Origin of the sequence: Pelotomaculum propionicicum (assembly GCF_004369225.1) — a bacterium.
GTDB classification, from domain to species: domain Bacteria; phylum Bacillota; class Desulfotomaculia; order Desulfotomaculales; family Pelotomaculaceae; genus Pelotomaculum_B; species Pelotomaculum_B propionicicum.
Genome location: NZ_QFFZ01000005.1, coordinates 38327 through 51673, shown reverse-complemented (window position 1 = coordinate 51673; position 13347 = coordinate 38327). Strand labels below are relative to the sequence as shown.

16 protein-coding genes are annotated in these 13347 nt (G+C 49.9%); all 16 read right to left on the bottom strand.

Annotated elements, in window-relative coordinates; translation table 11 throughout:
• Nucleotides 1–239: 239 nt before the first annotated feature.
• The 16 genes from minE to Pmgp_RS03545 all read right to left on the bottom strand — a co-directional run bounded on the left by minE (nt 240) and on the right by Pmgp_RS03545 (nt 13339).
• Nucleotides 240–509 carry a cell division topological specificity factor MinE gene (minE, locus tag Pmgp_RS03620; RefSeq protein WP_134212609.1) on the bottom strand — a complete coding sequence of 90 codons (270 nt, stop codon included), beginning with the start codon at nt 507–509 and terminating at the stop codon, nt 240–242.
• Between the two features lie 20 nt (nt 510–529).
• The gene (minD, locus tag Pmgp_RS03615; RefSeq protein ID WP_134212608.1) at nt 530–1321 is read right to left on the bottom strand and encodes a septum site-determining protein MinD; all 792 of its coding nucleotides are present in this window, start codon (nt 1319–1321) and stop codon (nt 530–532) included.
• A gap of 93 nt (nt 1322–1414) precedes the next feature.
• Nucleotides 1415–1861, bottom strand: a complete 447-nt coding sequence (gene minC, locus Pmgp_RS03610; RefSeq protein WP_134212607.1) for a septum site-determining protein MinC — start codon at nt 1859–1861, stop codon at nt 1415–1417.
• Between the two features lie 123 nt (nt 1862–1984).
• Nucleotides 1985–3940, bottom strand: a complete 1956-nt coding sequence (mrdA, locus tag Pmgp_RS03605; protein ID WP_134212606.1) for a penicillin-binding protein 2 — start codon at nt 3938–3940, stop codon at nt 1985–1987.
• Between the two features lie 309 nt (nt 3941–4249).
• Nucleotides 4250–4741 carry a rod shape-determining protein MreD gene (gene mreD, locus Pmgp_RS03600; RefSeq protein WP_134212605.1) on the bottom strand — a complete coding sequence of 164 codons (492 nt, stop codon included), beginning with the start codon at nt 4739–4741 and terminating at the stop codon, nt 4250–4252.
• Entirely contained in the window at nt 4742–5599 is an 858-nt protein-coding gene (mreC, locus tag Pmgp_RS03595) for a rod shape-determining protein MreC (protein ID WP_134212604.1), read from the bottom strand.
• Nucleotides 5600–5932: 333 nt separating this feature from the next.
• Nucleotides 5933–6964, bottom strand: coding sequence for a rod shape-determining protein (locus tag Pmgp_RS03590; RefSeq protein ID WP_134212603.1), 1032 nt, complete (start codon nt 6962–6964; stop codon nt 5933–5935).
• Nucleotides 6965–7026: 62 nt separating this feature from the next.
• On the bottom strand, nt 7027–7722 hold the full coding sequence (radC, locus tag Pmgp_RS03585; protein WP_282432870.1) for a RadC family protein: 696 nt from the start codon (nt 7720–7722) through the stop codon (nt 7027–7029).
• A gap of 119 nt (nt 7723–7841) precedes the next feature.
• On the bottom strand, nt 7842–8420 hold the full coding sequence (locus Pmgp_RS03580) for a Maf family protein (RefSeq protein ID WP_134212601.1): 579 nt from the start codon (nt 8418–8420) through the stop codon (nt 7842–7844).
• A gap of 1 nt (nt 8421) precedes the next feature.
• Nucleotides 8422–8679 carry a DUF4321 domain-containing protein gene (locus Pmgp_RS03575; protein WP_134212600.1) on the bottom strand — a complete coding sequence of 86 codons (258 nt, stop codon included), beginning with the start codon at nt 8677–8679 and terminating at the stop codon, nt 8422–8424.
• Between the two features lie 293 nt (nt 8680–8972).
• On the bottom strand, nt 8973–10127 hold the full coding sequence (locus tag Pmgp_RS03570) for an amidase domain-containing protein (protein WP_134212599.1): 1155 nt from the start codon (nt 10125–10127) through the stop codon (nt 8973–8975).
• A gap of 6 nt (nt 10128–10133) precedes the next feature.
• Nucleotides 10134–10592, bottom strand: coding sequence for a YhcN/YlaJ family sporulation lipoprotein (locus tag Pmgp_RS03565; RefSeq protein WP_134212598.1), 459 nt, complete (start codon nt 10590–10592; stop codon nt 10134–10136).
• A gap of 15 nt (nt 10593–10607) precedes the next feature.
• Nucleotides 10608–10961 carry a stage V sporulation protein AE gene (spoVAE, locus tag Pmgp_RS03560; protein ID WP_134212597.1) on the bottom strand — a complete coding sequence of 118 codons (354 nt, stop codon included), beginning with the start codon at nt 10959–10961 and terminating at the stop codon, nt 10608–10610.
• Nucleotides 10962–10972: 11 nt separating this feature from the next.
• Nucleotides 10973–11983 (bottom strand): stage V sporulation protein AD, encoded by a 1011-nt coding sequence (spoVAD, locus tag Pmgp_RS03555; protein WP_134212596.1) that lies wholly within the window; start codon nt 11981–11983, stop codon nt 10973–10975.
• Between the two features lies 1 nt (nt 11984).
• Nucleotides 11985–12464, bottom strand: coding sequence for a stage V sporulation protein AC (gene spoVAC / locus Pmgp_RS03550; RefSeq protein WP_134212595.1), 480 nt, complete (start codon nt 12462–12464; stop codon nt 11985–11987).
• 14 nt (nt 12465–12478) lie between these two features.
• Nucleotides 12479–13339 (bottom strand): DUF421 domain-containing protein, encoded by an 861-nt coding sequence (locus tag Pmgp_RS03545; protein ID WP_134212594.1) that lies wholly within the window; start codon nt 13337–13339, stop codon nt 12479–12481.
• Between the last annotated feature and the right edge of the window lie 8 nt (nt 13340–13347).

Here is a 13347-nt window from a genome sequence, read left to right as displayed (position 1 = left end):
CTAAAACCCCTGGTATAAATGGATAAATAAAGATAACGAAATTACCCCTTATTATTGAAAAGGGGACAGATCACTCATTAAGTGAAATGCCCCCTAAAAAGTAACGTTCAACTTGTTGTGCAGAGTTTGCCTGCTGCGGGACTTTAAGTATGTACTGCAGTTATAATGAGACAGGAGAACCGTCCCCGTGTCTCATATCAATCCCACGTCCCATGTCTCACGTCCCACGTCCTATTCTTTTATGCTCCCGACGCCCTTTTCATCCCTTTTACCGGTATGTTGGCAACCAGGGCCACTGTATTGCCGCTGGAATCCAGGCTTACTTCCAAATTAGTTTCGTCTATTAACATGTAGTTAGAGATTACCTGAATCATGTCGGCTTTCAGGGCTTCCAGTATATGGGGCGATATGCTGGTGCGATCGTGTACCAGGACCAGACGAAGTCTCTCCTTAGCCACGTTTTTGCTCCCGCTGTCCCTGCCAAACAGTTTAGTTAAAAATTCCAACATGGCTTTTCCCCCTTTCCGGCTTAATTCAGGCCGATAATCTTACGCAGCTTTTTGAAAAAACCATCCTCTTCCATGCTCATCATGGGCACTTCCTCACCCAAGATCCTCCGGTTAATATTGCGGTAAGCCTGCCCCGAGCGTGAATGCTGGTCCAAAACCACTGGTTCGCCGCGGTTGGTGGTAATCACAATCATCTCATCTTCCGGAATAACGCCAATCAGATCTACGGCAAGGATATCAATAATGTCTTCTATGCTCATCATGTCTCCCTGCCTGACCATCTTGGGGCGAATACGGTTGATGATTAATTTGGGGTCGCGCAACTCGGCGGCTTCCAACAGCCCGATAATCCGGTCGGCATCCCGCACTGCTGAAACCTCGGGTGTGGTTACCACTATGGCCTTATCCGCTCCGGCTATGGCGTTCCGGAAACCCTGTTCAATACCTGCCGGGCAGTCAATAACCACATAGTCAAATTCCTTTTTCAGTTCCGTGCACAGAGTGCGCATCTGGTCGGGACTGACCGCTGTTTTATCTTTGGTCTGAGCGGCGGGGAGAAGGTGCAGCCCTTCCAGGCGCTTGTCCTTGATCAGCGCCTGGCGCAGCCTGCAGTTACCGCTGGTAACATCAACGATATCAAAGACGATCCTGTTTTCCAGGCCTAAAACCACATCCAGGTTCCTCAGCCCGATATCCGCGTCTACCAGAACTACCTTTTTGCCTGCGGAAGCCAGGCCTGTACCGATATTGGCGGTTGTGGTGGTTTTGCCCACCCCTCCTTTACCGGAAGTTATAACGAATACTTCACCCATTATTTAAGCTCCCCTCTTATATAGTCATTGGAATGTGGAAAAACGGGCAACCTGCAAGACAGGAATAAAAACGGATAGATGTGCTGCCTGGTGTTACTTGCCTACGCCGGCCCTATCGTTCAGCCCGGTTTGGAACACTTCTATGGTAACAACCCCGTCCCGGATCCTGGCCATTTCAGGGTGATCGGCATCCGGGGTTTCGTTATCCGGCGGCCTGGTTATGTGGTTGGAGATCCTGAGCTGTGTAGGCTGCAGCTTGAAAGCCAAAACAACCGCTTTCTCATCCCCGCCGGCGCCGGCGTGCACCACACCTCTTAAAGCCCCCATCACAATAACGTTTCCGGCAGCCGATATTTCGGCTCCGGGGTTTACATCCCCAAGAACCACCACGTTTCCGTTGTAGCGGATGCTTTGGCCGGAGCGCAGGGTCCGCTGAACCAGAATAGTATTTTCATCAACCAGATCTTCCTGGTCCAAGGGCAGGCCCTGACCGAATCCTGAAAGGATATCACTGTGACTGTTTCCTCTGGAATAAGCCAAAGCTATCTCCTCCTGTTCTATGATTACCAGTTAATTCTACAGCTAAAAACCAAATCCTGCTAATATAAAGCAAAAAACAGGGCAAAAAGAACCCCGTTTTATGCCAGAAAATCATGATAAATGTTAAGGAGTTTTTACTTGTTTTTCGCCGGGGATGGGCAGCCCAAAATAAGCCGCGAGCATGTCCTCGGCTACCGGGCCCGCTATGGTGCCGCCATGGCCGGCATACTCTAAAACAGCTGCTACAGCGATCTCCGGGTTGTCATACGGGGCAAACGCCACAAACAGCGCGTGCGGGCTATGGGGAGGCACTTCCGCTGTCCCTGTTTTCGCCGCCACCGGGGGGAAGCCCACGAAAAAGCCGTAAGCGGTACCGTCAGGGGGCAGAGTTACCTCTCGCATGCCCTGCCTGACTGCCGCCAGTGTTTGGGGTGAAACGTTGACACGGCCCAATTCGACAGGCCCGTTTTCTTTTATTACCTTGCCGTTGATATCCACTACTTTTTGAACCAGGTAAGGCTTGTAACGGGTCCCTCCGTTGGCGATGGCAGCTATATAGTTGGCCAGTTCCAGGAGGTTGTACCTGTTGTCCCCCTGGCCAATAGAGGAAATGATCGTGTCATAGTCATGCCAGGCCAGTTCCCAATCGATTTCCAGCAGCTCGTCGTATTCTTTTTGCTGAAGGGACTTGCGCTCGTTCTCATCGACTGCCTTGCTCAGCAGATCATTATAACGCTTTACTATTTCCTTGGCCTTGGCCGTGTCCTCATCACTTTTATCAAATAATCTTTGTTCAACCTTGGCATCCCGGCCCGGTACCACACCCTCTTCCTCACCCGGCAGCTCTATGCCGGTCTTTTGGCCCAGCCCGAACTGACGGGCCATCTTACTGATGTCCTCGATTCCCACTTTTAAACCAATTTGGTAAAAATAGGTGTCGCAGGATACCTTGATGGCTCTGATCAAATCGACGCGGCCGTGGCCGTCCGGCTTCCAGTCGCTGAATGTTCTGCCCAGGAAAAAATAGCCTGGATCAAAAATGGTATCTTTTACGTTTACCTTACCGGCTTCCAGGGCAGCCATAGCCACAATCATTTTAAAAGTTGAACCCGGGGCGTATGGCAATAAAGCACGGTTCAATATCGGCTTAAAGGGAGAGTTGAAAATCTCGTTAAACTCTTTTTGCGAGAGATTACCCGAAAGCTTGACCGGGTCGTAGGTGGGATAACTGGCCATGGCCAGCACCGCCCCGCTCCGCACGTCAATGGCCACGGCCGCCCCGGCCTTGGCCTCGCCGTACCCTTCCTTGATAGCCTGCTGGGAAGCCCTCGCCAGAGACTCCTCAGCCGCCTTCTGTACTCTCTGGTCTATGGTCAGCACAAGGTTGTTGCCCGGCACAGGCTCCTTTACACCCAGGTCTCTTACCGGCCTGGCCATCGAGTCCACTTCCACCTGGCGGCCTCCGTCCTGGCCCCGCAGGTACTGTTCATAAGTATTTTCGAGACCCGACTGCCCGTAGTTGTCTCCCAGCTTGTAACCCTTATCCTTGTTTGCAGCCAGCTGCTCTTCGTTAATCTGCCGCACATAACCCATGACGTGGGCCAATAAGTTCCCATTGGGGTACTCCCGCAGCGATTCAATATCGATGGCGACACCTGGCAGCTCAAGGCGCTGCTCCTCGATCCTGGTGACAATCTCCGGCGGCACCATGGTAGCTATTTTCACAGGCTCGTACAGCCGTTTCTGCTGGTCTATCTTCTGCTGAATTTCCTGCGGGTCAATGCCAAGGATGCCGGCCAGCCTTTCGGCCACCCCGCCAGTATCCTTTTTCCCGAGGTTGACCAGGGAAACTGTATAAACCGGCTGGTTGCCGACCATTTTAATCCCGTTCCGGTCAAAAACCTCCCCGCGAGGCGCGGTAATCGTGATCAGCCTGATCCGGTTTTCCCGGGCCAGGGTGGAAAACTTGTCATTCTGCACAAGCTGCATGTAGGAGAGCCTGCCGATCAGGATAATAAAAATGGCGCCGACAATAATCAGGAAAACTCTCATCTTATTCTCGAGATAATTTCTTTCCATTTCTCTCCCTCCCCCATATGGGATGTGAGATTTGAGACGTGAGCCGTTAGTCGTGGGACGTGGGATTCAGGTATTCCAATTGGGTCTATTAAAAAACAGTTCAATCCTATTTCTACAGTAAGATAATCGGCAACCGAAACTGTAGGTGCGAATTTATTTGCACAAATTAGTTCGGATAAATCCGAACCTACAGGAAGTAACACATGAGGAACCCGATTCTAGGCTATAAAAAATGATTTGGGGTGAAAAAGAAAAATCCTGCAAGGAATACCTGGATACTCACGTCTCACTTCTCACGGCCCACGGCTGTTACAGATCCCTGCCCCGAAGCTGGATGTAACGGAATATGCGCCTGAAAATAAAAGGCGCCAGTACTGCCGTGTAAGCGGCTGTGGGCAGGGCCACCCTTAGAAAAGCGTATAACGGTGAGACATGAATTTTTAGATATAAAAGCAGCAGGTAATTTACTATTAAACCGGCCAATGAGGTAAAAAAAGTTACTCCAGTGGCAATAGGAATGTTCTCCCTGTACAACCGGTCGCCTGCCGCGCCCGCCAGGTACCCCGCCGCCATTTTGGAGAGGGCGTTTATACCAATGTAGCAGCCAGAAAACAAGTCCTCTACAATTCCTCCGATGAAACCCAAAAAAGCCCCCTCTCTGGTACCCAGGAGGAAGCCGCTCAACACCACCAGAAGCATTACAAGGTCGGGTGTAACCCCTGCAATAGCCACGATATTGAGTATGGTTGTCTGAAAAATAATTATGACAACCAGCAGGAGCAGGTAAAAAGGCAAGTGCATTTACTGACCTCCCACGCGCGGGGTATTGGCCTCAGGCTGAGCATAGGTCACGATTAACACTTCTTCCAAATTGCTTAAACTTGCATAAGGACGTATTTCGGCACTTAAGAACAGGCCGGAAGGCTCATTCCGGATAGCGGTAATTTCACCGACCGGTATGCCTTTGGGGTAAACGCTGCCGCTGCCTGAAGTAACCACCGCCTGGCCAACTTCTACTGGAGCATTATTAGGGATATGGATCATTCTGGCTACCATCGTTTTGCCGTCTACGCCCTCAACAATGCCGGGCGTACGGGTGTCCTGAACTAAAGAGCCGACTCCGCTGCTTGGATCTGTAATCAAAAGGACCTGACAGGTGGAAGCAGTAACGGAAACAACCCGTCCCACCAGACCCTCGGGAGTAAGCACGGTCATATTTTCCTGTACTCCGTCGTTTGCGCCCCTGTTTAGTGTCACCATACCAAACCAGCTGCCCGGGGACCTGCTGATCACAGACGCTGTAATCAGGTTGAATTTTTGGGCCATTACCTGTTTGTAGTTAAGCAGGCCGGTCAGCCTCTGGTTTTCCATTTTATACTCATTCAACTGGATAATTTCACTCTTAAGGCGCTCTACTTCTTCCTCCAGAGCCTGGCTGCGCGCTGTTGCGCCGATCATGGAAACCGGGAAAGAGATCAAGTGATGCACTTGCCTGCCCACCCAGGTGAATCCCGTCTGCACTGGCTCAATAACATCCCTGAATTTTGATCCCAGGGGTGTCAGCCGGGTCCGCTCAGGAATTGTAGAGCGCATTGCCGCCAGGGTGACCGCAATCAGCACAATCAGGAAAAGCAGTCTTTTGGCAGTAACCCAACGCACCCCGTACCTCACTCCCACAAAAAATATTCTTGGTGTTTTATGCGAGCAATTCGCATCTATAGTTTTAGTAGCAGGTAGCAAGCCGTTGCGATACAGGTAGTAGGTCGTAGGCTGTAGGCCGTAGGTATATTCTGCGTTCCTAATAGGTCTTATACCTGTCAAACTATTTTAATGCTTACGTTTTATTTTGGATAAAGCCTTTGGGCTTAAGGTTTTAACCGTTTTTGGCATACGCCTTACTCCTTATGGCTTACGACTTATCTTACTTATATCCTATAGAAAGCGTATAGCCCCGTTTTTCCTCACGTCTCACGTCTCATATCCCACGTCTAACTAGGCTAGTTTTTTTGGCTGGATCAGCACTTTGCGCAGCACGTCGATATTCTCCAGGACCCTGCCGGCCCCGTAGGCCACGGCCAGCAGAGGCTCGTCGGCAAGGTGCACAGGCATTCCGGTTTCTTCACTGACCAGGCGGTCCAGACCGCGCAGCAGGGAACCACCGCCGGCCATGACAATGCCGCGGTCCATAATATCAGCCGCCAGTTCGGGCGGGGTATGCTCCAAAGTTGCCTTAATCGCTTCAATAATACTGGATACCGGTTCTGAAAGCGCCTTATAAATCTCCACTGACGTGATCTGAACCGTTTTAGGCAGTCCGGTGACAAGATCACGCCCCCGCACTTCGTCAGTTTCCACATTGTCAGTGGGATAGGCGGTGCCGATTTGAATTTTAATCTGTTCCGCTGTGCGTTCACCAATCATTAAATTGTAAGTCCGTTTGACGTGGCTGATAATAGCCTCGTCCATTTCATCACTGGCTATCCTGATCGACCGGCTGGTAACAACTCCTCCGAGGGAAATAACAGCAACTTCGGTAGTCCCGCCGCCAATATCGACAATCATGTTGCCGGTCGGCTCGTGCACAGGCAACCCTGACCCTATCGCAGCCGCCATGGGTTCCTCAATAAGGTAAGCCTCTCTGGCGCCCGCCTGCAGGGCGGCTTCACGCACCGCCCTTTCTTCCACGGCGGTAACACCGGACGGGACCCCCACGACAACCCTCGGCCGCACCAGGAAGGTGCGTCCCCGTAAAGCCTTATTGATAAAGTATTTGATCATGCTCTGGGTTACGTCAAAATCAGCAATCACACCATCCTTTAAAGGTCTGATGGCAACAATATTGCCTGGTGTGCGGCCGATCATCCTTTTAGCCTCTTCACCGACAGCCAGAACCTGCCCGGTATCCTTCTGGATCGCCACCACAGATGGTTCTCGGATTACAATCCCCTTCCCCTTGACATAAACCAGGGAGTTGGCAGTGCCCAAATCCATCCCCATATCTTTTGAAAACAGACCGACGCGCATTTACCGGCCCCTCTCTTAAAATTAATATTGCGGCTGTCATAAAACCAACCAACAGCCTTTACTTATATGAATCCTTTGGCCTTAAAACTTATAAATCTATTATCCCCAATAATAATGTGATCTAGGACTTCGATCCCAATAATCTTTCCGGCTTCCCGGAGCCTTTCGGTAATATCCAGGTCCTCCCTGCTGGGAGTCGGGTCGCCGCTGGGGTGGTTATGCACCAGAATCACTGACGCGGCGCTCCTTTTGATGGCGTTGCGAAATAATTCACGCGGGTGTACTGCTGATGAATTAAGTGTGCCGACAGAAACCTTATCGGTCCCGATAACCTGGTTTTTGGTATTTAACAAAACCGCCCTGAAATGCTCGCGGTCAAAGTGACGCATTTCCTCCATCAGCAGGTTTGCGGCATCTTCGGGCGACTTAATCACAGGGCGCGGGCTATCGGAATATTGAGAAATCCTTCTGGCAAACTCCAGTGCGGCCTTGATCTGACATGCTTTGGCCGGCCCTACACCCTTGATCCCGCTCAACTCTTCTATTGTGGAGCCCAAAAGAGAACGCAGGCTCTTAAAATGCGCCATGATCAGCGCGGCCAAATCCAGTGCGGTCGCCTGCCTGGAACCTGTCCCAAGGAGTATCGCCAATAGTTCCACTTCAGAAAGAGCATCCGCTCCCTCCTTTGCCAACCTTTCCCGCGGCCGCATATCCTCAGGAAGATCCTTCATGGTAGGCCGGTAACCAGCGGTATCCAAGATAACCAACTCCGAACCTATGAATACAGGAGGCATTCTTTAAGAATACAGGAGTCAGGAGTCAGAATACAAAAAACTTTTATTCTAACTACTGAATTCTGAATTCTGTATTCTACCCCTTATAGTACCTCGTAGCCAAACTCTTTGAGCATTACCGCAAGTCTGGCTAAAGGAAGACCGACAACATTGGTGTAACAGCCTTCCAGCCTGTGAATAAAAACAGCGGCCAAACCTTGAACCGCATAGGCGCCGGCTTTATCCAGCGGCTCCCCCGTTGCTGCGTAGCGTCTGATTTCATTTTCCCCCAGCGGCCTGAAATAAACCACTGTCTTTTCATGAGTAACCGAACGTCTGCCGCTCTCTGCCTCAACCAGGGCCACCCCGGTATATACTTCATGAGCGCCGCCCTGCAATTTGCCGAGCATCCTGGCAGCGTCCTCCGCATCCAATGGTTTGCCCAGCAGCTGCCCCTGACATACGACCACAGTGTCAGCGCCAAGCACGATCCCTCTGTCAACCTTACCTGCAATGCCCGCAGCCTTCCTTTCAGCCAGCAGTTCGACCAACTGGCCGGGATTTAAGCCCGGGGGCGGCGTTTCATCCACTTCACAGCAAAAAACCCGGAAAGGTAAACCTATTTGTTTTAATAATTCCACCCGGCGTGGTGATGACGATGCAAGAATAATTTCTCTGTTCATTTCAAATCCTGCGATAGACAACATAGCCCAGAATCATGCCGAGCGCGGTTAGCGGCCCGAGGGAAAAGGTAAAGCCAAAGGTCAGGTTGAGAAACCCCAGGTCCAGTGTTGAGGGCTTCAACCCTATCTGGGAAGTAGACTTCAACCAGGGCAGGACAGGTGTCAGGGTGTCGCCAACGGCACTGCCTGTCAGTCCCCCGATCAATATGAGAAGAACCAAAATCCAGGTATTGCCGTAGCTTTTAAAATTTTTAGCCATAGCTTCTTCTCCCGGATATGAGATAGATTCTCCGCCTGGAAAAAAAGAGTGATATTACTATGTTAGTTTATCATTTTAAGTTTTTTATGACAAGCTGTGGTGAAAATTTTAAAAATTTGACGCAATCCGCATGCCGACCATTTACTGCCATTCATTGTCCTGCTGGGAGCACAACTCCCCTTTCTCTTAATTTGACTTACAGAGGCTTTGTGCCTGGGCTAGCAGGAGTGACCTTGACGTTTTTCCTTAAAAAATAAAAACCGGCACACGTTTGTGTCGGTATGCGTTGGTAATCACCTGTTTTTGATTTGAAAAAGGTGAAAAATGGTAGTTTTATCACAACCCATATCCCAGGGGCAATGATAGCGGTCCACCGTATGGGCGTCTACAACCGGATATCCCTTCGAGTCGGTCCCAACTACAATAGCAAAGTGTTCTATATACCCCTTCTCTTCATAACCGATTACATCCCCTTTCAGCAGTTCCCGAACGGCTCCACGGGAAAATTTCGAGCCGGGTTGATTCATTTCCGGGAAGGCACCCCGGGCTAACAGCTGCCCCCAACCGTTAGATAAGAGCCAATCAGCAAAGGCTTCTGCCTGTACCCAGGCCCGACTTCCTGAACCTCCTTCCCGGTCATAGCGGCAGTACCAGGCGCCGTCCATGGGGAGTTTGCCTCCTGTCTTATCCCCCAGACACTGGGATACAAAATTTGTACAGTCCCCCCCATTGCCATTCAGGTTGAGGTAACGCGGATTATAATTATGGTTGTTGCCGGCCCCCCAGGCCAGGCCGGCATATTCATCCGCATACCGGGCCGCCCCCTCCCGGTCAAAAATACCTGGGGGATCGTTTTGTGTAGAAGCGTTTTTTTCCACCGGTTCTATAAAGGCAGTACCGTCTGCCGGTGAGGGGTCGGGCGCTTTGGCATCATCAAACAGGCCATCGGTATAAAAATCTTGCCTGATAAGCCAGTTTTCATCCTTACGCGCCAGCTTCATCCAATGCCGGGTACCGATACCAAAACGGTTTACGGTAGGATCGTCGGGATAAACATACCCCAGTTGGAGGGTTTGGTAGACGATAAATTCGGCGGTATCTCCCTGTACCCGCGACCAGGGAATGTCTAGCGAGGAATTGGCTTCAGTGAAACGTACTCCCCGCTTTTTAGCCCATAATTGTATATAATTTAGCTTGGTTTGCTCATGAGAAAGGGCCCAGCGACCCAGTTCGGCCGTAGTGTCATAACAGGCAAGGGCCGGTCCAGGATCAGCGTCGGTAATAATGGCAAGGGCACAGGTGTCGAAAATTTCATTGACCTTGGTCTGTAATTCCTTTTCCAGTTCTATTTCCATGGAAGGTGAGCCAGCGGCTTTACAATTTGATATTCCAACAATTCCTGTTATAGTAATAATCATTAATGTTACAGCTATTTTTCGCAAATCCATAAAAACTTACCCCTGCATATCTTTATTAATTTTATTAACCTTCTTTTGTAAATCTATAAGCGGCTTATCCTGTTCACCTCTAATTTGGTTTTCTATTTGCCGCAGCTGCTTAAAAAGCTTTTTGTCAGAAGTAATATAGACATTATAATCCTTATTAAATTCTTTGATTTTATCATGTACTTCGGCCTTAATTGGCTTTAAACGCAACCTGTCAAAACCACTTACTTTAATAGCAATCGATATTTCATTATTAATAACCACAGCCGTACTCTCCTTGACACCCTTAACCGTTTCAGCTGTTTTCTTTGCTTTTTCGGCAAGATCGGTGTTGATTTGGATTTGTTTTTCATCCTGGATTAACTGCTGTCCCGGTTGCGGCTTTTTAAAAGAATGGTTTTGCGTGCCGCAACCCGCCGTTATTAATAAGATAAGAGAAAAAACAATAACTCTCAGAATAGTTTTCACGGTGTCACCTTTCTTCTATCCTTTAGGCTTAAACAGCAAAGCGGCGAGAAAGCCAAAAATTATGGCCGCGGATATCCCCGCGCTGGTAACTTCAAAAATTCCGGTGAGAATCCCAATGATTCCTGTTGTTTGGGCTTCAGCCAAGGCCCCGTGGACTAAAGCATTCCCAAAACTAGTTATGGGAACAGTGGCGCCGGCTCCGGCAAAATCAATCAGGGGTTCGTATAAACCCAGGCCGTCCAGGACGGCGCCTGACACTACAAGGATGCTCATGGTATGGGCCGGGGTGAACTTTCCAACGTCCAATAACAATTGCCCTATAACACAGATAAGCCCGCCAACCACAAAAGCCCAAAAATAAGCTTCCACAAAAATCACCTCTAATGGTCATATTCAATAGAAACAGCGTGGGCGATGCAAGGAATGCTCTCTTTTTGCTGGTAGGACAAGGGAGAAAGAAGTGCCCCGGTGGCGACAATCAAAACCTTTTTCAGTTCCCCCTTTTTCATCCTGTTTAATATATGCCCGTAGGCGACGGTCGCCGAGCAGCCGCAACCGCTGCCCCCGGCCAACACCACAGGTTGGTCTTGGTTGTAAATAAGTATGCCGCAGTCTGTAAATCTGTCTTCCGGTATCTCCAGGCCGTGTTTTTTCAACAGATCGACGGCAATCCTGTGCCCCACCCGTCCCAGGTCCCCGGTGGCTATAAGATCGTAATCCCGGGGTGAAATCCGCAAGTCCCTGAAATGAGCTGTAATAGTATCCACCGCGGCCGGCGCCATGGCGCTCCCCATATTAAAAGGGTCGGTCACTCCCATATCCACTACTCTACCGATGGTGGCAGAGGTAACCTTTGGACCTTCCCCCTTGGAGCCAAGGAGGGCGACACCGGCGCCGGTCACCGTCCACTGGGCGGTGGGAGGTTTCTGAGATCCATATTCAGTGGGATACCTGTATTGTTTTTCAGCTGCCGCATTGTGACTGGAGGTGCCACAGAGAACATAATTGCCGGACCCGCTGTCTACTATCAAGCTACCTAAAGTAAGGCTCTCCATCGAACTGGAACAAGCTCCGTAAAGCCCAAGATAGGGTACCGCCAGTGTTCTGGCGGTAAAGCTGCTGGAAATAATCTGGTTCATCAGGTCCCCGCTTAGAAAGAACTGAATGTCCTGTTTTTGTAAACCGGCCTTTTGAACAGCCATTTCGCAGGCCACTTCCAGCATCTTTTTTTCTGCTTTTTCATAACTGTCCTGCCCTAGCCATAAGTCGCCGTGCAGAAGATCAAAATCCTCCGCCAGTGGCCCCTCTGCTTCAAAGGGTCCTCCAACGGTTGCCGTGGATATAATAGTGGGCCTGTTGGGGAAAACCCAGGTCTGGCGCCCGCGCAACATACTAGGATCCCCCTAACAGCGCCAGTGTTGTTTTAATGAGGGCAACCACAAAGGCGGCAAAAACACCAAAGACAATTACTGAACCTGCCAGTTGAAACATACTTGCCCCAACACCAAGCACAAACCCCTCGCTTCGGTGTTCGATAGCCGCCGAGGCAATGGAGTTGGCAAACCCGGTTACCGGCACCGCTGTTCCGGCGCCGGACCATTGGGCGATATGATCATACACACCTGAAGCCGTTAGAATGACTGAGAGTAGAATCAGGACAGCAACAGTCGGATCTCCTGCCGTCTTTTCAGTAAAATTAAAATTCCAGAGGAAAAAATCCTGAATAAATTGGCCGAGAAGACAAATTGTCCCTCCTGCTAAAAAAGCCCTGACAACATTTAGAAGAACCGGTCGTTGAGGCTCCCTCGCTTTAGAAAAGGAATGATACTGCTGTTGCACCGGAGTTAATTTCTTCTTTTTCTTATTGGACAATCTTAAACACCCCTCTACCTTTTTAGCAAAGGCTCTAATTCCTGGATTACTTCTGACAATATCTTGGAAGATTTCCCGTACATCTTCTTAGCCTCCGGCTGCTTTGTACCCAAAGCGTATAGTTCACAATCAGCCTGGCATTTTTTCAGGGTAGCAAAAGCCAACTCTTTCGCTTTGGGTTTGGGAACCTGAATGGTATCGTCAAAAAGGTCAAGATATAACTGTCCCACGGAATCCACCTGGCCAATAAAGACGTTTTCAGGCGCCACCCCGGCTTTTTCCAGTTCTGTATGCAGCCAACGCCTGTTCAGTCCCATTGCCGTGAGCGGCTCGTCCATTATAGTTCCGTCAAGCATAACCGTCTGGGGTACGCTCTCCTGCCCGACGTTTAATCCTGCGGTCTTGGGGGTGAGAGGTTGTTTATCTTTCTTAAGAAGCGCGCTTACCTCTCCGGTAGGTTCAAGCACGGCGAATTCCACGTCAGCGAAATTAAATACATTTTTTTTTCGCAGCTGACTCAACAAATCTTCAGGTGTAAAACGGGCTTCCAACAGCTTATCTTCCAGGACTTTCCCGTGGTTGATAAGGACTGTTTCCTTTCCCTGAACTATGTCCCTAACCGCTTTGTACTTTATTGATAAAAGGTAGATTAACGCAGGAAACCCGGTCCAAACAACCAGGGCAATAAGACCGTTGGTCAGGTTAACAGCCAGATTCAAAGATATGGCGGCGGCTATCACTCCGATTGCAATGCCGGTAACCAGATCGAAAAAGGTCAACCGGGAGGTTTGCCTTTTTCCGATAAGACGGACAAGAAGCAAGGTGAGCATAAATAAACCGGTCGTGCGGAGCAAAATGTTTAACCATTCAGGCATTTGGGCTA